Origin of the sequence: Pseudomonas frigoris (assembly GCF_047758635.1) — a bacterium.
In the GTDB taxonomy this organism is placed as follows: Bacteria; Pseudomonadota; Gammaproteobacteria; order Pseudomonadales; family Pseudomonadaceae; genus Aquipseudomonas; species Aquipseudomonas frigoris.
In genome coordinates, this window is sequence record NZ_CP180479.1 from 1995869 (window position 1) to 2016159 (window position 20291).

The 20291-nt window shown below is 58.8% G+C and carries 19 protein-coding genes; 8 read left to right on the forward strand and 11 right to left on the reverse strand.

Going from position 1 to position 20291, the window contains the following annotated elements; all coding sequences use genetic code 11:
- Positions 1 to 100: 100 nt before the first annotated feature.
- Positions 101 to 1063: a zinc-binding dehydrogenase gene (locus ACMXYH_RS09075; RefSeq protein WP_415766881.1), complete on the forward strand. Its 963-nt coding sequence runs from the start codon at positions 101 to 103 to the stop codon at positions 1061 to 1063.
- A gap of 135 nt (positions 1064 to 1198) precedes the next feature.
- Here the strand turns inward: ACMXYH_RS09075 and ACMXYH_RS09080 are convergent, their stop codons facing one another.
- The 6 genes from ACMXYH_RS09080 to ACMXYH_RS09105 form a co-directional block, all read right to left on the reverse strand.
- On the reverse strand, positions 1199 to 1852 hold the full coding sequence (locus ACMXYH_RS09080) for an HAD family hydrolase (protein WP_415766882.1): 654 nt from the start codon (positions 1850 to 1852) through the stop codon (positions 1199 to 1201).
- Between the two features lie 34 nt (positions 1853 to 1886).
- Positions 1887 to 2876: an ABC transporter ATP-binding protein gene (locus tag ACMXYH_RS09085; RefSeq protein WP_129437351.1), complete on the reverse strand. Its 990-nt coding sequence runs from the start codon at positions 2874 to 2876 to the stop codon at positions 1887 to 1889.
- Positions 2873 to 3673, reverse strand: a complete 801-nt coding sequence (locus ACMXYH_RS09090; RefSeq protein WP_129437349.1) for an ABC transporter permease — start codon at positions 3671 to 3673, stop codon at positions 2873 to 2875. The genes ACMXYH_RS09085 and ACMXYH_RS09090 overlap by 4 nt, the downstream gene beginning before the upstream one ends.
- Positions 3660 to 4496 (reverse strand): ABC transporter permease, encoded by an 837-nt coding sequence (locus tag ACMXYH_RS09095; protein WP_165353307.1) that lies wholly within the window; start codon positions 4494 to 4496, stop codon positions 3660 to 3662. The genes ACMXYH_RS09090 and ACMXYH_RS09095 overlap by 14 nt, the downstream gene beginning before the upstream one ends.
- 5 nt (positions 4497 to 4501) lie before the next feature.
- Positions 4502 to 5308: an alkaline phosphatase family protein gene (locus ACMXYH_RS09100; RefSeq protein WP_415766883.1), complete on the reverse strand. Its 807-nt coding sequence runs from the start codon at positions 5306 to 5308 to the stop codon at positions 4502 to 4504.
- 136 nt (positions 5309 to 5444) lie between these two features.
- Positions 5445 to 6515 carry an ABC transporter substrate-binding protein gene (locus ACMXYH_RS09105; RefSeq protein WP_415766884.1) on the reverse strand — a complete coding sequence of 357 codons (1071 nt, stop codon included), beginning with the start codon at positions 6513 to 6515 and terminating at the stop codon, positions 5445 to 5447.
- Between the two features lie 349 nt (positions 6516 to 6864).
- Here ACMXYH_RS09105 and ACMXYH_RS09110 point away from each other — a divergent pair, with 349 nt between their 5' ends.
- Positions 6865 to 7578, forward strand: a complete 714-nt coding sequence (locus ACMXYH_RS09110; protein ID WP_415766885.1) for a UTRA domain-containing protein — start codon at positions 6865 to 6867, stop codon at positions 7576 to 7578.
- 31 nt (positions 7579 to 7609) lie between these two features.
- On the opposite strand, the gene ACMXYH_RS09115 is transcribed toward ACMXYH_RS09110, so the two are convergent.
- On the reverse strand, positions 7610 to 8377 hold the full coding sequence (locus tag ACMXYH_RS09115; protein ID WP_129437341.1) for a DODA-type extradiol aromatic ring-opening family dioxygenase: 768 nt from the start codon (positions 8375 to 8377) through the stop codon (positions 7610 to 7612).
- A 103-nt stretch (positions 8378 to 8480) separates the two neighbouring features.
- Here ACMXYH_RS09115 and ACMXYH_RS09120 point away from each other — a divergent pair, with 103 nt between their 5' ends.
- The gene (locus ACMXYH_RS09120; RefSeq protein WP_008145864.1) at positions 8481 to 9137 is read left to right on the forward strand and encodes a thiopurine S-methyltransferase; all 657 of its coding nucleotides are present in this window, start codon (positions 8481 to 8483) and stop codon (positions 9135 to 9137) included.
- A 186-nt stretch (positions 9138 to 9323) separates the two neighbouring features.
- On the opposite strand, the gene htpX is transcribed toward ACMXYH_RS09120, so the two are convergent.
- Positions 9324 to 10211: a protease HtpX gene (gene htpX / locus ACMXYH_RS09125; RefSeq protein WP_008145865.1), complete on the reverse strand. Its 888-nt coding sequence runs from the start codon at positions 10209 to 10211 to the stop codon at positions 9324 to 9326.
- 316 nt (positions 10212 to 10527) lie between these two features.
- Complete coding sequence (locus tag ACMXYH_RS09130; RefSeq protein ID WP_046056560.1) at positions 10528 to 11739, reverse strand: pyridoxal phosphate-dependent aminotransferase; 1212 nt, start codon at positions 11737 to 11739, stop codon at positions 10528 to 10530.
- A 226-nt stretch (positions 11740 to 11965) separates the two neighbouring features.
- Between ACMXYH_RS09130 and msrB the strand changes: the two genes are divergently transcribed.
- From msrB to ACMXYH_RS09145, 3 genes are all read left to right on the forward strand, one after another.
- A complete protein-coding gene (gene msrB / locus ACMXYH_RS09135; RefSeq protein WP_415766886.1) occupies positions 11966 to 12361 on the forward strand; it encodes a peptide-methionine (R)-S-oxide reductase MsrB in 396 nt (131 codons plus the stop codon).
- 193 nt (positions 12362 to 12554) lie between these two features.
- On the forward strand, positions 12555 to 13040 hold the full coding sequence (locus ACMXYH_RS09140) for a glutathione peroxidase (protein WP_008002671.1): 486 nt from the start codon (positions 12555 to 12557) through the stop codon (positions 13038 to 13040).
- Positions 13037 to 13498, forward strand: a complete 462-nt coding sequence (locus ACMXYH_RS09145) for a MarR family winged helix-turn-helix transcriptional regulator (RefSeq protein WP_008145868.1) — start codon at positions 13037 to 13039, stop codon at positions 13496 to 13498. The genes ACMXYH_RS09140 and ACMXYH_RS09145 overlap by 4 nt, the downstream gene beginning before the upstream one ends.
- Here the strand turns inward: ACMXYH_RS09145 and ACMXYH_RS09150 are convergent.
- Complete coding sequence (locus tag ACMXYH_RS09150; RefSeq protein ID WP_178084129.1) at positions 13482 to 15803, reverse strand: hybrid sensor histidine kinase/response regulator; 2322 nt, start codon at positions 15801 to 15803, stop codon at positions 13482 to 13484. The two genes, ACMXYH_RS09145 and ACMXYH_RS09150, sit on opposite strands and share 17 nt — an antisense overlap.
- A gap of 165 nt (positions 15804 to 15968) precedes the next feature.
- On the opposite strand from ACMXYH_RS09150, the gene ACMXYH_RS09155 reads away from it, so the two are divergent.
- The gene (locus tag ACMXYH_RS09155) at positions 15969 to 16859 is read left to right on the forward strand and encodes an ATP-binding protein (RefSeq protein WP_134419132.1); all 891 of its coding nucleotides are present in this window, start codon (positions 15969 to 15971) and stop codon (positions 16857 to 16859) included.
- Positions 16856 to 17338 (forward strand): GAF domain-containing protein, encoded by a 483-nt coding sequence (locus tag ACMXYH_RS09160; RefSeq protein ID WP_134419133.1) that lies wholly within the window; start codon positions 16856 to 16858, stop codon positions 17336 to 17338. The genes ACMXYH_RS09155 and ACMXYH_RS09160 overlap by 4 nt, the downstream gene beginning before the upstream one ends.
- Here ACMXYH_RS09160 and ACMXYH_RS09165 read toward each other — a convergent pair whose 3' ends face one another.
- A complete protein-coding gene (locus tag ACMXYH_RS09165; protein ID WP_415766887.1) occupies positions 17339 to 20287 on the reverse strand; it encodes an HD domain-containing phosphohydrolase in 2949 nt (982 codons plus the stop codon).
- Positions 20288 to 20291: the final 4 nt, after the last annotated feature.

Below are 20291 nucleotides of genomic sequence, written 5' to 3' on the forward strand. Positions count from 1 at the left end.
TGCCTGCTAGATTTCGTATAGGCCCCAGGGCCGGTCGCATAATGCAAGAAAGCCCGGCGCTACAGCTACGGGCTCAGTCCAGACTCACTATGGAGGCACTGTGAAAGCATTGCAAGGCGTTGAAGGTCGAGTGGAGTGGGTTGAAGAGCCCAGTCCTACATGCGATGTAGGACAAGTTCGGATTCGAGTGGCGGCTGCGGGTCTCAATCGCGCCGATTTGTTACAGAAGGCGGGTCTTTATCCGCCACCGCCGGGAGCCAGTCAGGTACTGGGTCTTGAGTGTTCGGGGATCATCAGCGAGGTGGGGCCGGGCTCGTCCTGGCAAGTCGGGGATCGGGTTTGCGCCTTGCTGGCCGGGGGCGGGATGGCCGAGGAGGTAGTTGTCGACGGACGGCATGTGTTGCCGGTACCCGAAGGTTTGTCCCTGGCTGAGGCGGCAGCGCTGCCAGAAGTGTATGCGACCGTTTGGCTGAATTTGTTTCAACTGGCTGCGCTCAAGCCGGGTGAGAAAGTTCTACTGCACGCCGGAGCAAGTGGAATCGGTTCAGCTGCCATTCAGCTGTGCAAGGCGTTTGGTAACCCGTGCTGGGTCAGCGTCGGTTCCGCCGAGCGTTTGGCTTACTGCGAAGCGCTGGGGGCGCAAGGTGGGGTCGTGCGCAACGGGGATCTGGACAGCTTGAGCGACCTGGGGCCGTTCGATGTGATTCTCGACCCGGTGGGCGGCAATTACGCTGCGCTGAATCTGAGACTGATGGCGCGCGATGGTCGTTGGGTGCTGATCGGCCTGATGGGCGGTCGTGAGGCGCAGCTGGATCTGGCGCAGGTACTGGCCAAGCGCGTGCAATTGCTGGGTTCGACCTTGCGCAGTCGCGACGAGCAGTTCAAGGCGGATCTGTTCAGCGATCTCAGCCAGCATGTCTGGCCGTTGTTTGCTGAAGGGCGTTTAAGCCCGCAATTGGCCAAGACCTTTCCGATCAAGGACGCCGAAGCGGCGTTTGCGGAGTTGGCGACTAATAAGGTGTCGGGAAAGTTAGTGTTGGTAATCGACGAAAGCCTGGTTTGATCCCTGTGGGAGCGGCGGTGCGACGATTCGACTTGCTCGCGAAGGCGGTGTGTCATTCAACAAATGTGTTGAATGTAAGTTCGCTTTCGCGAGCAAGTCGAATCGTCGCACCGCCGCTCCCACATTGATTTTCGGTTATTTCCAGAGGTGGATTGGCCAGCCGGCTTTTTCTGCGTGTTCAAGCAGCACCGGATCCGGGTTTACCACGTGTGGGAAATCCACCTTCAGTAGCAATGGCAAGTCATTGCGTGAGTCGGAGTAGAAACTGGCGCCCTCAAGGTTTTCCTCTTCCGCATCCAGCCATTCCAGCAAACGCGTGATCTTGCCTTCGCGGTAGGTCAGCGTGCCAACGGTGTGGCCGCTATAAACCCCATGCGTCACTTCCAGCTCGATGCCGAGAATCTCGTCAATACCCAAACGATCGGCGATTGGCCTCACCAGATGCGTGCCCGACGCCGAAATCACCAAAATCCGGTCGCCAGCCTTGCGATGGGCCGCAATGGCTTTGGTGGCGCCACTGAAAATGATCGGCTCGATGAAGTCTTCCACCCAAGGCCCTACCAAATGGTCGACCTCTTCGGGTGTGCGCCCGATCATCGGCTCCAGACTGAAGGTCATGTACTCCTCCATCCGTAGTTTGCCGTGGCTGTAGGCGTCCATCAGTTCATTGTTCTGACGCATGAACGACTGGGGATCGACCCATCCCAGGCGGCCCATTTGCTCGCTCCAGAGGGTGGCGCAGTCGCCGTGGATCAGGGTTTCGTCCAGATCAAAAATTGCCAGGGCCATCAGTGCGATTCTCTCTTCAACATCAGCAAAGTCATCAGGCTACCTCACACAGGGCCGTCGGATCGATGGAAAGCGCCAGACGCTGACCATCGGGATGCAGATCGGCCGCCGAGCGGTTCAGCACATCCACCACCAATTCCACGCCCCGGGCTTCGACCCGGTAGCGAATCACGTTGCCCAGCAGGCTGTGGCTGCGGATTTGTGCGTCGAGTTCGCCGTTCAGGCTCAGCTCGATGGCTTCCGGGCGAATTGCGACGCGGTGGGTAATCGGTCGCTGCAGCAGTTTTGTGGCGCTGTCGGCGTCCAGCAGGTTGTAGTTGCCGATGAAACCTGCGGCAAAGAAGTCGATAGGGGCGGTGTAAAGGGTCTGGGCATCGCCGCTCTGTACGATCTTTCCCTGATTCATCAAGAAAATCCGGTCGGACATGGTCAGGGCTTCTTCCTGGTCGTGAGTGACGAAGATCGTGGTCAAGCCGAGTTCACGCTGGATCTGACGGATCTGTTCGCGCAAGTGCTTGCGAATCCGTGCGTCGAGGGCCGACAGCGGTTCATCCAGCAACAACAGACGTGGCCGGGTCACCAACGAGCGGGCAAGGGCGACTCGCTGGCATTGGCCGCCGGACAGTTGATGCGGATAACGCGCGGCGAAGTCGTTGAGTTCCACCAGTTTCAGTACTTCGGCAACACGCCTATGGCTGTCGTCGGCATTGACCTTCTGCATGCGCAAACCAAAGGCGACGTTCTGCTCCACGGTCATGTTCGGAAACAGCGCGTAGCTCTGGAACACCATGCCGATCCCGCGTTTCTGCGGGCTTAACGGGACGAGGTCCTGGCCATCGAGCAGGATTTTGCCGCCATCCACCGAGGTCAGCCCGGCGATGCAGCGAAGCAGTGTGGACTTGCCGCAACCGGACGGGCCGAGGAGGGTGACGAACTCACCCTTCTGGATTTCACAGTTGATGTCGCTGAACACCGTGGTGCCCGCGTAGCTTTTCAGTAGGTGTTGGACGCTGACGAAGCTCATTGGCTTTTGTCCTTGTTCAAAATATTGGCAGCCCAGGTCAGAACCAGCACAAAGAAGAAATAGGAAATCACCAGCGCACTGGTGAAGTGGCCGCTGCTGTTGCGCATGTTGTTGAGGTAGACCTGCAGGGTTTCGTAACGGGTCCCGACGAGGATGTTGGCGAACACGAACTCACCGAACAGGAACGAAAACGACAGCAGCAACGCCACCATCAAACCTTTGCGCAGGTTTGGCAGCACCACCAGGAACGCCGCTTGCCAGGTGCTGGCACCGAGCAGTTGGGCGGAGTCCATCAGGTCGCGCAGGTTGATCGCTTGCAGGTTGTTGGTGATCGCCCGGTACATGAACGGCAGCGCCACGGTGAAGTAGCAACCGACGAGAATCCACGGCGTCCCGACCATCGCGAACGGCCCGGAGCCGTAAAGCTGCAACAGCCCCACCGACGACACCACCGGCGGCACCGCGAAGGGCAGCAGGATCAGGATGTTCATCAGCGCATCGAGTTTCGGGAAGTGGTAATGCACCACAAACAGCAACGGCAGAATCAGCACCACGGACAGAATCAGCGAGCCGACGCAGACCAGCAGCGATTGGCCGAACGAATGGAGAAAGCGCGGATCGCTCCACAGCTCCACGTACCATTTAACGGTGAAGCCGCTGGGCAGAATGGTCGCCGACCAACTGCTGGCGATCGAGTAGATCAGCGTCCCGAGCAACGGCAGCAACAGTATGGCAAAGAGTAAATACACCACCACCCGGTGGTAGATGCCGACGGGGCCCAGTTCAGCGCGAGACATGGTAGCTCCTCTTCAACAGCAACTGATGCACGATGGTCACCAGGGTCATCAACGCCACCAGCACTACAGCCAAGGCACTGGCCAGGTTCGGGTCCAGGGAAATGTCGCCGGAAACCATCGCCGCGATGCGGATTGTCAGCACGTTGAAGTTGCCGGTGGTCAGGGCGTACACCGTGGCGTAGGCGCCCAGGGCGTTGGCCAGCAGGATCACGAAGGTGCCGAGCAGCGCCGGGGTCAGCACTGGCAAACCGATGTACCGCCAGAACTGCCAGCCATTGGCGCCGAGCAGCGCGGCGGATTCACGCCAGTCTTCGCGCAGGGCATCAAAGGCCGGGTAGAGCAGCAGTACGCCCAGCGGAATCTGAAAGTAGGTGTAGAGAATGATCAGCCCGGTTTTCGAATACAGGTTGAAGTCCTGAATGATCCCGGCCTGCTTGAGCATGATGGTGAAGCTGCCATTGAAGCCCAGCAGAATGATGAACGCGAAGGCCAAAGGCACGCCGGCAAAGTTGCTGGTCATGTTGGCGAAGGCATTGACGAAGTTGCGCAGTTTCGAGTCGACCCGGCGCAGGGAGTAGGCGCCGAGCACCGCGATGATGATCCCGAACACGCTGGACCAGAAACTGATCTCCAGGCTGAACTGGATCGCCTGCAGATAGAACTTCGAATTGAAGATCCTGGTGAAGTTGGCGATACCCCAACCGAACTCTTCCGATTGCAGGCTGTTGATCATCACCCAGGACAGCGGGGCGATCTGGAACACGATAAAGAACAGTGCGAAAGGCACCAGGCACAAGGCTGCCAGCCATTTTCCGCGCGTCATGGTGTTCACTTGAGCAGCTCCCGGCACACAGGTTTGTCGTGGGCCACACCCAGCAGTTCGCAGACGGTGCCGCAGATTTCAGTCTGTTTCGGTGCAGCGTTGGCGTTGAAGCTGAAGGCGTCGCCGAGGACGAACAGCGGTACTTCCCGTTCTTCCGGCAGCAGGCCGTTGTGGGAGCGGTCGTTGTTCATGCCGTGGTCGGCGGTCACCAGCACCTGATACCCGGCGTCGAGCCAGGTTCGCAGATAGTCGGCCAGAATAATGTCGGCCGAGCGGGCGCTGTTGCGGTATTGCGGGGTGTCGAGGCCGTGCTTATGTCCGGCGTCGTCGATGTTCATGGGGTGGACCAGTAAAAAGTTCGGCGCATGACGCAGGCGCAGGTTTTCGGCGTCGGCGAACAGGTGCGAGTCCGGGTAGTGATCGCTCCAGTAGAAATGACCGTGCTGGATTGGCAGGTCCGGGTCGTCGGTGTGACGATCCCGCGCGGCAATAAACGGCGAACGGTTATACAGCTCGCTGACCCAGTGATAGGCCGCGGCGGCGGTTACAAGGCCGGCATCGCGGGCGTAGTGATAGATGCTGCGCTGGTTGGACAGGCGCGAGACGTTGTTGTGGACGATGCCACTGTCGATCGGCGTGACGCCGGTCAGGATGCACTCGTAAAGCGGTCGGGACAGCGCCGGCAATTCGCACTCCAGTTTGTAGAGCGCCGCACGTCCTGCGCCAACGTAAGCCTGCAGGTGCCCCATGGCGTGACGGGCGACCTCGTAATTGAGGCCGTCGAGCACGACAAGGATGACGTTGTGCTTCATAAGGGCTGGAACTCCGAAAAGCGAAACTGGATCTGATCGTCGTAGGGGCTGGCGGAGCCTGCGATCTTTTTGGTTTCACTTGAGTGTCGAGTGAAAGATCAAAAGATCGCAGCCTGCGGCAGCTCCTACGGATACATCATTGCTTCATATTGACGATGACTTCTTCCTGCCACTTCTGAGGAAGGGCTTTGGAGGTCTTTTCCCATGCGTCGGCGTCTTTGATCGGCGTGACCTTTTTGTACTGCTCGTTAGGCAGCAGCTGGGCCTGAACCTCGGGCGGCAGAGTCAGATGCTCGGCGCGGATCGGACGGGCGTTACCGCGTGCCAGATTGGTCTGGCCGGCGTCGCTGAAGATGTATTCGCGGGCCAGTTTGGCGGCATTCGGGTGCTTGGCGTACTTGTTGATGATGGTGGTGTAACCGGAGATCACCGAGCCATCGGATGGAATCAGCACGGTGTAGTCATCCGGGTTCACCATTTTGGCCTTGTAGCTCAGACCATTGAAGTCCCAGACCACACCGACCTCGATTTCACCCTTTTCCATGGTGGCAATTGTCGGGTTGGCCATCGACAGGCGGCCTTGCTTGGCAATCTCGGAAAACAGATCCAGCGCCGGCTGGAGATTTTTCTCATTGCCGCCGTTGGCAAGCGCGGCAGCCAGAACACCGTTGGCGGCTTGGGCAGCGGTGCTCACATCACCGATGGAAACTTTGTATTTGCCGTCCTTGAGGTCAGCCCATTTGGTCGGAGCGTCGGAGCCGTGCAGCAACTTGTTGTTGACGATGAACGCGATGGTGCCGGTGTAGGCCAGCGCCCAGTTGCCGTCCTTATCCTTTGCCCAGCTCGGGATCTGATCCCAGGTGCTTGGCTTGTAAGGTTGTACAACGCCTTGCTTCACCGAGATCGGACCGAACGCGGCACCGACATCACCGATATCGGCAGTGGCGTTGTCTTTTTCAGCGGCGAACTTGGCGATTTCCTGGGCCGAGCTCATGTCGGTGTCGATGTGTTTCAGGCCGTAGTTCTTGGCCAGGTCATCCCAGGTGCCTTTCCAGTTGGCCCAGTTGTCGGGCATGCCGACACTATTGACCTCACCTTCCGCTTTCGCCGCGGCTTCCAGGGTTTTCAAATCGCTATCAGCCGCCATCGCGGCGGTGCACATGGCAATGGTCGAGCCTAACAGTGAGGCCAGGAAAAGCTGTTTCATCCGAAGCTCCTTTGGGCGTTTTCAACGCTGCGATTGCGGTTGTGTTGGTCTAGGTCAGCAATACCTGAGCCAATTTAGGCGCCTTTGATGACATTTTCATGTCGACGACTGGTCGGCCTATATTTTTTGGGTTGCAATGCTCAGGCTTCGGAGTAAGCGTAGACCATGGCTAATAGGCTGATATAAAAGGACTTGGCCGTGAAATTGCAGGTGTCTGGATCAACCGTTCGGCGGCTTTGTCATCTGTCAGTCATATGCAGTGCCTAGGCTTGTCGGGAGTTGAGGGAGCCGATTTGAATCGCGGTTCCGCCCCGAAACAGTGCTGGTCTAGTCCAGATAGGTAACGTTGATGCGCATCGAGACAACCAAAGCGGTGACAGCCATCGGGCAGGTTCTGCAGGAACAGCTCGACCATGGCCTGTTGGCGCCCGGGAGCAAACTGCCGGCCGAGCGCAGGCTTAGTGAGTTGTTCGGGACCACGCGGATCACCGTGCGTGAAGCGTTATTGCAACTGGAAGCCCAGGGGCAGATTTATCGGGAGGAGCGCCGTGGCTGGTTCGTGTCGCCACCGCGCCTGGCCTACAACCTGATGCAGCGCAGTCACTTTCACGCGATGGTCATTGCACAGGGGCGGGTGCCGTCCACCGAGGTGATTTCGGCGCGGTTGCAGCCGGCGTCGGTGGCGGTCTGTGCCTGGTTGCAGTTGCCGGCGTTGTCGAGCGTGATTCAGATTTGCCGGGCACGGCGGATTGATGAACGGCTGGTGTTATATGTGGAGCACTATTTGAATCCGCAGTTTTTTCCGGGGATTCTGGATTTCGATTTGAATCAGTCGATTACCGAGCTGTATGCGCGACATTACGACTTGCACTATGGGCGGGTGCGTTTCGAGATTGTGCCGACGGCGTTGTCGGTGGATGCGGCGGCAGCTTTACGGGTGTCGGTGGGGAGTCCGGGGTTGCGCATCGCTCGGGTCAATTACGATCAGCATGAGCGGTTGATCGATTGTGATCTGGAGTTTTGGCGGCACGATGCGATTCATGTCGGGGTTGATGTGGTCTGAGCCTGGCCGCCACAAACTGTGAGTTTTTACGTTATCCGAAGCGGTAAATGTCCATGCCCAAGGCCCCCATGGTGAATCCCTTGTGGGTCACGCTGAATTTTCCTCCAGCACCGCGGGCAAAATACAAAGGCAGCAAATGTTCATCACTCGGATGGTTGCGCACCGCATTCGGTGCTTGCTGACGGTAGTCGTGCAACGCGGTTTCGTCGTTGGCAGCGAGTTTTTCGATCATCCAGTCACGAAATGCCTGGGCCCAGGGTTCGACGCTTTCCGGGCCGGCGTGCCAGTCCAGTTCGCGCAGGTTGTGGGTGATGCTGCCGGAACCGATCAGCAGCACGCCGTGTTCGCGCAGACTGGCCAGGGCATGACCGACACGGGTTTGCAAGGCAGGGCCGCCGCGCGTAGGCAGTGAGACTTGCACCACGGGGATGTCGGCTTGTGGATACATCAATGACAAGGGCACCCAGACACCATGGTCGAACGGCCGTTTTGCATCGATGCGTGCAGGCAGGCCATCACTCTTCAGCAGTTCGACAACCTCTGCGGCCAATTGTGGATTGCCGGGCGCCGGGTATTGCACGTCGAATAACGCCTGCGGAAACCCGCCGAAGTCATGCCAGGTTTCAGGCTGGGGATTGCCGCTGACGAGCAACTCATTGCTTTCCCAATGCGCAGAAACAATTACGATGGCTTTGGGTTTTGGCAATTCTGCGGCCAGACGAGCGAGGGCGGGCCCGCTGGCGCCCGGTTCCAGTGCCAACATGGGCGAGCCATGGGATATGTACAGGCTGGGGAACATGAATGAGCTCCTGAGGGGTAAGATGGCATCATCTTCAGTCAGATCATTGATCTAAATCTAATATAAGTTTTAGGGTCTTTTGATCGAATTTTCGGGATTAATTATGCAGCCGGAGTTTTGGCACAAGCGGTGGACGTCGAATCAGATCGGCTTTCACCTGCCGGAAGTAAATCCATATCTGCAACGGTACTGGCCGCAGCTGGGCCTGGAAGAGGGCGCGCGCGTACTGGTGCCGCTATGTGGGAAAAGCCTGGATCTGCTGTGGCTGGCGAAATGCGGTCACGAGGTGTTGGGCGTCGAGTTGTCGGAAAAAGCGGTGGAAGACTTTTTCCACGAGCATCAATTTGATCCGGACGTCAGCGACCAAGGCCCCTTCACGGTCTATCGGGCGGGCTCGATCGAGATCTGGTGTGGTGATTTCTTCGCGTTGACGGCCGGCGATGTCGCTGATTGCAGTGCGCTGTATGACCGCGCTGCGTTGATCGCCTTACCACCGAAGATGCGGGAACAATACGCCGAGCATCTGAAGCGGATTGTACCGAAGGATTCGCTGGGGCTGCTGATTACCCTGGATTACGACCAGGCACAAATGGAGGGGCCGCCCTTTGCAGTGCTGGATGACGAAGTGCAACGGTTGTTCGGGGCTTCGTGGGAGTTGAAAATTCTGGAAGACCAGGACGTTCTGGGCGAGAGCTGGAAGTTCCTGGAAAGCGGTGTTACGCGGCTTGAAGAGCGGGTTTATCGGGTTTCCAGCCGGTAAGGTGTTGTTTGTGCTGACCCCTTCGCGAGCAAGCCCGCTCCCACAGTAGACAGCGTCCGCCTGAGCGACTCGGTCCACTGTGGGAGCGGGCTTGCTCGCGAAGGGGCCAGAATGAACACCACAACATTCAAGCAGACAAAAAAAGGCCCGCATCACTGCGGGCCTTTTCTTTTAGTGCGGAACCTCTCAGCCCCGACGACGCAGTGCGTCGATACGCTCTTCCAGCGGCGGGTGGCTCATGAACATGCGGGCGAACCCCTGTTTGATGCCACCGTTGATGCCGAAAGCCGTCAGGGTGTCCGGCATGTGCACCGGCAGCCCCTGTTCGGCACGCAGGCGTTGCAGGGCGCCGATCATTGCGGCGGTACCGGCCAGACGTGCACCGGCTTCGTCTGCACGGAATTCGCGTTTACGCGAGAACCACATGACGATGGCGCTGGCCAGAATGCCCAGGACCAGTTCGGCGAAGATGGTTGCCACGTAGTAGGCGATGCCCTGGCCTTCTTCGTTCTTGAAGATCACCTTGTCGACAAAGTTACCGATGATCCGTGCGAAGAACATCACGAAGGTGTTCACCACGCCCTGGACCAATGCCAGGGTGACCATGTCGCCATTGGCTACGTGGCCGATTTCGTGAGCCAGAACGGCCTTCACTTCATCAGGGGAGAAACGCTCGAGCAGCCCTTGGCTGACCGCGACCAACGCGTCGTTCTTGTTCCAGCCGGTGGCAAAGGCGTTCGCCTCGTAGGCCGGGAAAATACCGACTTCGGGCATCTTGATCCCGGCTTCCCGGGACAATTGCTCGACGGTTTGCAGCAGCCATTGCTCGTGACGTGTGCGCGGCTGGCTGATGATTTGGGTGCTGGTGCTCATCTTCGCCATCCACTTGGAGATGAACAGCGAGAACAGCGAACCGGCGAAACCAAAGACCGCACAGAAAATCAGCAGCTGATTGAGGTTGAGATCAACCCCGTTGGCCGCCATGAACCCGTTGAAGCCGAAAAGGCTCAGGGTGATGCTGGCAATCAGCACGACCGCCAGGTTAGTGGCCAAAAACAGCAGGATGCGCATCATGGTTGTAGAAATCTCCTCATGCTAAAGATGTAGCGTACTGCGGGGTATATAAGGTGCTGACCCGGGCTATTCAACCAGGTGACTATTTCAAACTGTGTCCTACGGCAACAGTCTAGCTGCTTGAAGGGCATTTCCGACGTCAATGCGGGAAGCGTTTGTCAGGCAATTAGCGTCATAAGCCCCGCCGTTGTTAGACGCGAGCACGCAACGAGTCATCAGTCAGCGATTGAAGAAGCGATGTTCGGCAGGGCGCAAAGAAATGTTGCTGAATCAATCACCGTGCGACTTGCGCAAGCGTCGCACGGTGACAGGCAGGTTACTGGCGATAGGACTTGAGGAAGTTGCCGATACGTCCGATGGCCATGTCCAGGTCGTCCACGCGCGGCAGGGTTACCACACGGAAATGGTCGGGCCATGGCCAGTTGAAGGCGGTGCCTTGTACCACCAGCAGCTTCTCCGACAGCAGCAGGTCTAGTACGAATTTCTCGTCGTTATGGATCGGGCAGACTTTCGGGTCGATCCGTGGGAACGCATACAGCGCGCCCATTGGCTTGACGCAGCTCACGCCGGGAATGTCGTTGAGCAGTTCCCAGGTGCGATTGCGCTGTTCCAACAGTCGTCCGTTGGGCAATACCAGATCATTGATGCTTTGGTAGCCGCCGAGGGCGGTCTGGATCGCATGTTGGCTCGGCACGTTGGCACACAGGCGCATGTTGGCCAGCATGTCGATGCCTTCGATGTAGCTCTGGGCGTGGTGTTTAGGGCCTGAAATGGCGATCCAGCCGGAACGGAAACCCGCCACGCGATAGGACTTGGACAGACCGTTGAACGTCAGGCACAGCAGGTCTGGCGCCAGGGAAGCCGTGCAGATGTGCACGGCATCGTCGTACAGAATCTTGTCGTAGATCTCGTCGGAAAAAACAACCAGGTTGTGCTGACGGGCCAGTTCCAGCATGCCCAACAGGACTTCTTTCGAATACACCGCGCCGGTCGGGTTGTTCGGGTTGATGATCACCAGTGCTTTGGTGTTCGGGGTGATCTTGGCCTTGATGTCGGCCAGATCCGGCCACCAGTTGGCTTGCTCGTCGCACAGGTAATGCACCGGGTTGCCGCCCGACAGGCTCACCGCGGCGGTCCACAGCGGGTAGTCCGGGGCCGGCACCAGCACTTCATCGCCGTTGTTGAGCAGGGCCTGCATCGACATTACGATCAGCTCGGAAACGCCGTTGCCCAAATAGATGTCTTCAATGCCGACGCCTTCCACCTGCTTTTGCTGGTAGTACTGCATCACGGCCTTGCGGGCGCTGAACAGACCTTTGGAATCGCTGTAGCCTTGAGCCGTCGGCAGGTTACGGATGACGTCCTGGAGGATTTCATCCGGCGCTTCGAAACCAAAAGGCGCCGGGTTGCCGATGTTCAGCTTGAGGATGCGATGGCCTTCCTCTTCCAGGCGTTTGGCGTGCTTGAGCACTGGGCCGCGAATGTCGTAGCAGACGTTGGCGAGCTTGTTCGATTTGCTGACCTGCATGGCGATGTGTTCCCGAAAATGAACGATCCAGGCGGCGTATGAACGACCGTGCTGGGAATCCTGCGTATTCACACAGGCCTGACGCCTTGAGAGGCAGCACCCATAAATCCGTTTGAATGCGCGTGGTCTGGCTGCCAGACTGGCGTTTGACGAGGCGCAATCATACGTGCCGCCCGATCCGTGGAAAAGGTACAGATCGGGCTTTTTCAACTGCTGAGGTGTGACGATGGAAAAGTTGGAAAAAACCCTGGAAGAATGGCGGGCGATGCTCGATCCGGAGCAGTACAACGTTTGCCGCCTCAAAGGCACTGAACGGCCGTTCTCCGGCAAATTTAACGACAGCAAGGTCGATGGTGTTTACCACTGCATCTGCTGTAACGAGCCGCTGTTCGACTCCAAAACAAAATTCGACTCCGGCTGCGGCTGGCCGAGTTTCTACGCACCGATCGGCGACAGCGCCATGGTCGAGATCCGTGACGTCAGCCACGGCATGATCCGCACCGAAGTGGTCTGTGCCAAATGCGATGCGCACCTGGGGCACGTGTTCCCGGACGGCCCGCCGCCGACCGGCCTGCGTTATTGCATCAACTCAGTGTGCCTGGACCTGGTACCGCGCTCGTAATGTGAGCCCTGTAGGAGCTGCCGAAGGCTGCGATCTTTTGATCTTGATCTTCAGCGATCGAGAGAAGAGTCAAGATCAAAAGATCGCAGCCTTCGGCAGCTCCTACGGTTGATCGACTATCGATTTATTAAATTGCACGCAATTCAATTGCTCGCTATGTTTGTCTTATCTTCCCTCATTTAGAGTCCGAACCATGAGCGACAACCTGCTGAGCATCCCTTGCACCACCATCAAGGGTGAGCAAAAGACCCTGGCGGATTTCGCCGGCAAGGCCGTGTTGGTGGTCAACACCGCGAGCAAATGCGGCTTCACCCCGCAGTACAAAGGCCTTGAAGAGTTGTGGCAGACCTACAAGGATCAAGGCCTGGTGGTGCTGGGCTTTCCGTGTAACCAGTTCGGCAAGCAAGAGCCAGGCAACGAAGGGGCGATTTCCGAGTTCTGCGAGTTGAACTTCGGCGTCAGTTTTCCGCTGTTCAAAAAGATTGAAGTCAATGGCGCTGGCGCCCATCCGCTGTTCGTTCAACTGAAAAAACGCGCGCCGGGTGTGCTGGGTTCTCAGGGCATCAAGTGGAACTTCACCAAGTTTCTGATTGGCAAGGATGGCCAGTTGGTCAAGCGCTTCGCCCCCGCGACCAAGCCGCAGGACCTGACCCGCGAGATCGAAGCCCTGCTCAAATGAACACCTTGTCAGTCGATTCCCTGAAGCTTGACAGTCAACTGTGCTTCAAGCTGTACGCCGCTTCCCGGGCGGTGATCCGCGCCTACAAGCCAATGCTCGATCAGCTCGGCCTGACCTACCCGCAATACCTGGCGATGCTGGTGTTGTGGGAGTGGCAGGAGGCGGCCCCAGAGCAACCGACGGTCAAGGCGTTGGGCGAACGCCTGGCGCTGGATTCCGGCACGCTGACGCCGTTGCTCAAGCGTCTTGAGCAACTGCAACTGGTTCAGCGTCAGCGCTCGGCGCGGGACGAGCGTGAAGTGCACTTGAGCCTGTCGCCCACCGGCAAGGCTTTGCGCGATCAGGTCGGGCCGCTCAAGGCCCGTCTGTTATGCGACAGCGGTGTGGATCTGGATCGCCTGAATGATCTGCGCGATGGTCTTGATCACCTTTTAGGGCAAATCAAAGCACTGTCGTAGTAGGGACCCACAGGTCCAGCAGGGCAGCCAACTCTTCCCGGCGGAAGGGTTTTGCCAGGTAATCGCTCATGCCTGCCGCACGACAGCGTTCGCGCTCTTCGGACATGGCGTTGGCGGTCAGGGCGACGATGGGCAGCTGTGGCCAGCGTCCGCTGCGACGGATTTGCCGACTGGCCTCATAGCCGTCCATCACCGGCATGTTGCAATCCATCAGCACCAGATCGAATTCGCTCTGCTCCAGTTGATCCAGCGCCTCGCCACCGTGACCGGCGACAATCACCTCGCAACCGAGTTTTCCGAGCATCCCCTTGGCCACCAATTGGTTGACCGGATTGTCCTCCACCAGCAGCACGCGTCCGCGTCGTTGTGGGGAGAGGGCGTCGAGCCGGGCACCGTTGATCGTGTTGAGTTCCGGCTGCAGGGTTCGCCGCAGCGTCTGGTACAGCGCGTTGCGTGCCAGAGGCCGCGCCTGTTGCTGTAAGGGGGCGAGGGCGAGGGCTTCTTCGCTGGGCATGAAACTGCCGTAAGCGGTGACCAGCAGAATCGGTGCTGTACACGAAGGGCGCAGGCCAAACAGGCATTCGGGGCAATCGGTAATCAGTACATCCGGGTTCAGGCCCAGCAACGAGTCATCGAGGGAACGCTGCTCATAGTCGAGCCCCCAGCCGGGCAACACACTGTTCAACAGTTCTGCCAGACCGCTGCTGGCGGCGGTGATTGCGATGACCTTGCCCTGTAGAGAAGCCGGGGGAAGGGCGCGGGTGTGGCTGGGCAGCGGCAGATCCGCGCAGAACTGGCTGCCGAAGCCTGCTTCCGAGCTGATGGTGAGGCGCCCTTGCATGGCTTCGCAGAGGTTGTAGGTCAATGCCAGGCCCAACCCGGTCCCGCCGAATTGCCGGGTAATGCCGGCACCCGCCTGCGTGAAGGGCTGGAAGATCTTGACCTGGGCATCCTGGGCAATACCGATGCCGGTGTCGCAGACTTCGATTCTGACGCCGTCCTCGAACGTCGACAGACGTACATCGACTCGACCGAAACGGGTGAACTTGAGGGCGTTGGACAACAGGTTGCTGACGATCTGTCGGACCCGCGTCGGATCCCCAAGCACCAAGGCCGGAAAGTGCGGGTCGATCAGGCAGCTCAGCTCGACACTCGGCGCGGCGTTTTGCGACAGCAGGTTGGCGGTGTCCTCGATCAGCGAACCGAGGTCGAACGGAATATGTTCGAGCTCCAGTTGGCCGGCATCGAACTTCGACAAATCGAGAATATCGTTGAGCAGTTCCACCAGTACTTTGCCCGAGTCATGGGCGATGGACAGCTGTTGCTGTTGCTCGGCATTGAGCGGGCCGTCCAGGGAAAGCGCGATCATCCCCAGCAGGCCATTGAGCGGCGTGCGGATCTCGTGGCTCATGTTGGCCAGGAACACCGAGCGCGCTTCGGCCATGTCCAGGGCGGTGCTGCGGGCGACTTCCAGTTCCTGATTGGATTGGCTGAGCCGCGAGTTGATCGCCTTGAGTTCCGCAGTGCGGGCCGAGACGATGTTCTCCAGTTGCCCGAGGTAGTCGGTCAGGCGGTTTTCGGCGTTGCGTCGCTGCTGGATTTCGGTGGCGATGTTTTCGAATTGTTGATTGGCAACCTTGACCAGTACACCGATTTCATCGTTTTCATGGTCCGTCGGACACTCCAGCGACGTCGACTCCGTGCTGCGCGGGTCGCGACTGCTGAGTTCACGGATGACCCGCACCAACGGCTTGGTCAGCATCACGTAGAACAGCGCCAGCAGGATGCCAGTCAGCAGCAGGCTGCGGGCGAAGCCATTGAGCAGGGTCACCTCGGCCCGACGCAGGAACCGGTTGCCGAATGAATAGGTGTCGACGTCCAGGCGCAGGGTGCCGAGGGATTCGGTCGGCAAGTGATCCAGGTAGAGACGGTCTTCGAACTGCCGGTTGGCGCCGAACAGGAAGTCGCTGATCACCCGATAACCGCTTTGCACGCCCGGGCGTTTGACGCTGGCGAGCACGGTACCGTTGTTGTCGGTCAACTGCGCGCCGATGATCGCCGGCGAGCGCAACAGGCCCAGGGTCAGTTCCTGAGCGAGTTCGGCGTCGATGTTGTAGGCGATGCGGGACGCGGGGTTGTGGCTGATTTCCAGCAAAGACAGGATTTCGCGGTTGATGGAGGCGTCTTCACTGGCATAATCGATGCCTATTTGCAGCAGACTGAGCAGCGTGCCCAGAATGAAACCGACCAGCACGGTAAGCCTGGCTTGCTTGTAGGACAGCCGGTTGGTGAACTTGATATCCATGGGGTGTTGAACCACTTCCGTTTCCCTTCGCTGCTCAAGCATAGTCGATCATGCATGGATACCGATGTTCTCGCGAGCCCTTGTGCAAAGGGATGAACCGGACACCGAAGCTGTGTTTCGTCGCTGTATCGCCATCATTACTGTGAACGTGCCCGAGGAGAAGACGTGGATTCCCGATTAAATGCTTTTCTTGAACGTGCCGATGCTGTTTTGGCTCGTATTGAACCGTTGCTGCCCACCCCTCGGCAAGTTATCGACTGGAATCATTGCCTTGCCGCGCGCTGGCAACGCGAGGGGCGCAGCGGATTTCTGTTGCCGCTGGAAGTCAGCCTCGACATGCGTTTGTCCGACCTGATCGGTGTCGACCGGCAACTGGAGCAACTGGGGCGAAATACCCAACAGTTCCTCGATGGCATGCCGGCCAACCACGCATTGCTCTGGGGCGCGCGCGGCACCGGTAAATCGTCGCTGGTTCGCGCCTTGCTGGCCGAACACGCCAAGGCCGGTCTGCGGCTGATCGAGATCGAACGCGATCACCTGGCGGACTTGCCGCGCGTGGTCGAACAGATCGCCAAGCTGCCCCAGCGTTTTGTGCTGTTCTGCGATGACCTGTCGTTCGAGTCGGGCGAGGGTGACTATCGCGTGCTCAAGAGCGTGCTCGACGGCTCTCTCGAACAGGCCCCGGATAACGTTTTGCTGTACGCCACGTCCAACCGTCGCCACTTGGTGCCGGAAAAGGAAAGCGATAACGAAAACTGGAAACGCGTTGACGGCGAACTCCATCCCAGCGAGGCGGTGGAAGACAAGATTGCGCTGTCGGACCGTTTCGGATTGTGGCTGTCGTTCTATCCGTTTACTCAGGAGCACTTCCTCAACGTCGTCGAACACTGGATCGGTCAACTGGCCGACAAGGCGGGCCTTAAGTGGCAGCGAGACGAAGAACTGGACATCCTCGCGGTGCGCTGGGCTACGGGCCGGGGCAATCGCAACGGACGTTGTGCGTATCAATTTGCCCGCTATTGGGTCGGGCTGAAGCTGTTGGAGCACAAGGCATGATCGATTTACAAAAGAGCGGCCAGGGCCTCGAAGGCTACGGCATGCTGTGGGCGCAATTGGAGTCATTGCTGGCGGACGAGCGGGATTTCATTGCCAACGCCGCGCAGTTTTCTGCGTTCCTGTTCAACCAGCTCGATGACCTGAACTGGGCCGGGTTCTACCTCAATCGCAACGAAGAGTTGGTGCTTGGCCCGTTTCAGGGACAAATCGCCTGCGTGCGGATTCCGTTCGGTCGGGGTGTATGCGGAGCGGCGGCGGCCACCTTGCAGACCCAGTTGGTCGAGGACGTGCACGCGTTCCCCGGACACATCGCTTGCGACAGCGCGTCGAACAGCGAACTGGTGGTGCCACTGGTCAAGGAGGGACGATTGATTGGCGTACTGGACCTCGATAGCCCGAAACTGGCGCGTTTTACCGCTGAAGATCAGGCCGGTATCGAGCAATTGGCGGCGATCTTCCTGCGCCTGACCGACTGCTGATCATGCCCTCAAGCCTGCCTTGACCAGCAGGCTTGCCGGATCAACCGCATCAATCTGTTGGGGATCGAGGAATCGATCGGCGTACTGCAAGTAGATTTGCGCGTTGATGAACAGCCCGAACAACTCAGGATCGATGTGGGCATCCCGGCACATGGTGGCCATGATGCCTAGCGCTTCGCTCAAGGACTTGGCTTTCTTGTAGGGGCGATCGGCGGCGGTCAGTGCTTCGAAAATATCGGCAATCGCCATCATCCGCGCCGGCAGGCTCATTTCTTCGCGCTTCAACTGTTTGGGATACCCGGTGCCGTCCATTTTCTCGTGGTGGCCGCCGGCGATCTCCGCGACGTTGGTGAGGTGGCCGGGGAAGGGCAGGTGGCTGAGCATCAGAATCGTCTGCACCATGTGGTGATTGATGATGTAACGCTCCTCGCGGGTCAGGGTGCCTCGGGCAACGCTCAGGTTGTAGAGCTCGCCCCGGTTGTACTTGTAGGGCGGTACATCGAGCTTGAACCCCCACGGATTATCCTCCGGAATCAGTTCGGCCTCGGGCCGTTTGAACAGGTGCTCGGGTTTGTCCGCCAGCAATGGCTCGCTGACCGGCAGTGTCGGAGCCGGTGTCCGCGCCTGACGCCGGTTCTCTTCCCAGGAAACGCCCAGCCGGTCATCCAGGGTTCGGGTCCAGGTGCGTTGGGCGATGCTGCGCAGGCGTTGCAGGTCGGACTCGGCCATCGCCTCGCCACCCAGGTTGCATCGGGCAATGAACGCAAAATCATTGTCCAGCCCTGCTAGCGTGGCGTTGCGCAGTTCGGCCAAATGCTGCTCGTTACCGCCCAGGGCCATGGCTTGCCAATAGCTGATCCAGGCATCGCGCTTGAGCACTTCGAAGCGGGTGCGGATTTCGTGAATACGGTCGTTAAGGGTTTCCAGCTTCGTGGCTTTATCGACCACGTATTCCGGAGTGGTGACCTTGCCGCAGTCGTGCAGCCAGGCGGCGATGTGCAGCGCTTCCCATTCATCTTCGGTGGGTTGATAGCCACTGAAGGCCGGGTCCTGGCTGGCAGCGGCAGCTTGAGCGAGCATCAGGGTCAGCGCTGGCACTCGCTGGCAGTGCCCGCCGGTGTAGGGGCTTTTGGCGTCAATCGCACCCGCCAGCAGTTGAATGAAGGAATCCAGCAGTTGTTTTTGTTTGGCTTGCAGACGCTGGCTTTCAATACTCACGGCGGCCGCGCCGGACACGGCCTGGAGGAATGCGATGCGGTCCGGACGAAGTTTTTCCAGATCGCTCAGGTTGCCGGTATCGGCCAACAGCAGGATCAGCAGGCCCACGGTTTCGTTATGACGATTGTGCAGCCGAATGCCGATCAGATGAACGCGGGGACACTCCAGCGCATGCAACACCTTCTGCAAATCCCCGGCCTGTTCGAAGCCAAGCGTGGTGACGATGTTGTCGGCATTCGACAGCTGTTGTAGCCATGCAGGGCTTTGCGGAGCCTGGAGTTCGTGTCCTCGAAGATCAAATGACGGCAATGCCCGTGAGGTGCCGTTGACGACCAGCCCATGGGGCTCCATTCGATCGCCATCACTTTCGCGCAGGTAGATCAGACCGGCCTGGGCCTGGCCGATTTTCACGGTTTCAAACAACACCCGTTCCAGCAAGGGGGCGAAGCGAGTCTCGGCGCTCAGGCTGTCGGTGATCTGGAAAAAACTCGCCAGGGTCTCTTTCATGCGCGTCATCGACACGCTCAGTTGGTCGACTTCGAGCACAGGAGAGCGACGTGAGGCCGGAAAGTTGAAGTCGAAACTGCGAACCGCATCGGCCTCCCTTACCAGCGCGCGCAGGGGTTTGACCAGTATCCGCGAGGTCAGCCAGCCCAACGGCAGGCACAGCAACAGCGTGGCCAGGGTAATCAGCGCGCCTTGCCAACGCATGCGGTAGGCATCGACGAGTAACTCATCTTCCGGTACCAGCAGCGCCAGTTGCAGTCCCTGGGGGCCGCCTTCCTGCATGCGACTGCGGGCAACGATCCATTGACGACCGGCGACATCCAGGCGGTTACCTGCGGGGGGATTGTTGAGCAATGCGTCGAGGCTGGGGCTGAGGTCAGCGGCTTTGATCAGGCGGGCAGTCTGATCGTCGATGATCAGTTTGCTGCTGTCGGGATAGGCGATGGCATTCCCTTCAGCATCGAACAGCACGATTTCGGTATTGGGGGTCACGACATGTTTGGCCAGGGTTGCGGAGAGTTCCGCCAGGGTCAGATCGGCACCCATGACAGCCTGTTCGCCACTGCGCCGGGCCAGGGTAGTGCCGACATTGTGGGTGGAGAAAAAGATGTAGGGTTCGGTGGTGATCTGATCGCTGTCGCTGCGGGCGTTGGCATACCAGGCGCGGGTTCGCGGATCGTAGGTTTCGTCGGGGTTGTCCTGGCGGCTGATGAGGGCCAGATCCTGATCGAAAAACAATGATTGGGAACGGACCTGACTGCTGTTGCCTGTTCGCTCAATGCTCCACACCTGATAAGCCGCAGTGTCCGGTGCCTTGAGGAGCGTTTTCAGGTCGGGGGTTCGCAAGGGCCGAACCATGAAGAAGTCACCGTTGCCGTAGCCCAGATACAACGAGGCCAGGTCGGGGTTGTCCTTGAGCGACTGGCTGAAGGGTTTGAGTAGCGCCAGGCGTTGCTCAAGGTCAGTTGCCTGGGTCGCCGGGTATTCCGCCAGCAGGGTCAGCAGATGGCGAATCGGCTCATAGGTAGCGTGCAGGTCGAGACGGACGTCCTGCTCGATGCGGTTGAAGAGTTTTTCACTGCTGGAAAGAATGATCTGCGTGGTTTGCCGGTAGTTGAAAAGGCCCAGCACCACGCCAGTCAGCAACAGCAGGAAAGTGAACATCACGCTGATATGGACGTGCAGGGGAAACCGACGTTGATCCGGGCGCAGTGGGCTGGGCATTGCA

Bases quoted from the DNA above. Each gene is read 5' to 3' on its own strand.
- ACMXYH_RS09140 (WP_008002671.1), top strand. From the start codon at position 12,555: ATGAGCGACAACCTGCTGAGCATCCCTTGCACCACCATCAAGGGTGAG.
- ACMXYH_RS09100 (WP_415766883.1), bottom strand. From the start codon at position 5,308: ATGAAGCACAACGTCATCCTTGTCGTGCTCGACGGCCTCAATTACGAG.
- ACMXYH_RS09160 (WP_134419133.1), top strand. From the start codon at position 16,856: ATGATCGATTTACAAAAGAGCGGCCAGGGCCTCGAAGGCTACGGCATG.
- ACMXYH_RS09130 (WP_046056560.1), bottom strand. From the start codon at position 11,739: ATGCAGGTCAGCAAATCGAACAAGCTCGCCAACGTCTGCTACGACATT.
- ACMXYH_RS09105 (WP_415766884.1), bottom strand. From the start codon at position 6,515: ATGAAACAGCTTTTCCTGGCCTCACTGTTAGGCTCGACCATTGCCATG.
- ACMXYH_RS09115 (WP_129437341.1), bottom strand. From the start codon at position 8,377: ATGTTCCCCAGCCTGTACATATCCCATGGCTCGCCCATGTTGGCACTG.
- ACMXYH_RS09095 (WP_165353307.1), bottom strand. From the start codon at position 4,496: ATGACGCGCGGAAAATGGCTGGCAGCCTTGTGCCTGGTGCCTTTCGCA.
- ACMXYH_RS09120 (WP_008145864.1), top strand. From the start codon at position 8,481: ATGCAGCCGGAGTTTTGGCACAAGCGGTGGACGTCGAATCAGATCGGC.
- ACMXYH_RS09085 (WP_129437351.1), bottom strand. From the start codon at position 2,876: ATGAGCTTCGTCAGCGTCCAACACCTACTGAAAAGCTACGCGGGCACC.
- ACMXYH_RS09165 (WP_415766887.1), bottom strand. From the start codon at position 20,287: ATGCCCAGCCCACTGCGCCCGGATCAACGTCGGTTTCCCCTGCACGTC.
- ACMXYH_RS09150 (WP_178084129.1), bottom strand. From the start codon at position 15,803: ATGGATATCAAGTTCACCAACCGGCTGTCCTACAAGCAAGCCAGGCTT.
- ACMXYH_RS09080 (WP_415766882.1), bottom strand. From the start codon at position 1,852: ATGGCCCTGGCAATTTTTGATCTGGACGAAACCCTGATCCACGGCGAC.
- msrB (WP_415766886.1), top strand. From the start codon at position 11,966: ATGGAAAAGTTGGAAAAAACCCTGGAAGAATGGCGGGCGATGCTCGAT.
- ACMXYH_RS09145 (WP_008145868.1), top strand. From the start codon at position 13,037: ATGAACACCTTGTCAGTCGATTCCCTGAAGCTTGACAGTCAACTGTGC.
- ACMXYH_RS09090 (WP_129437349.1), bottom strand. From the start codon at position 3,673: ATGTCTCGCGCTGAACTGGGCCCCGTCGGCATCTACCACCGGGTGGTG.
- ACMXYH_RS09110 (WP_415766885.1), top strand. From the start codon at position 6,865: ATGCGCATCGAGACAACCAAAGCGGTGACAGCCATCGGGCAGGTTCTG.
- htpX (WP_008145865.1), bottom strand. From the start codon at position 10,211: ATGATGCGCATCCTGCTGTTTTTGGCCACTAACCTGGCGGTCGTGCTG.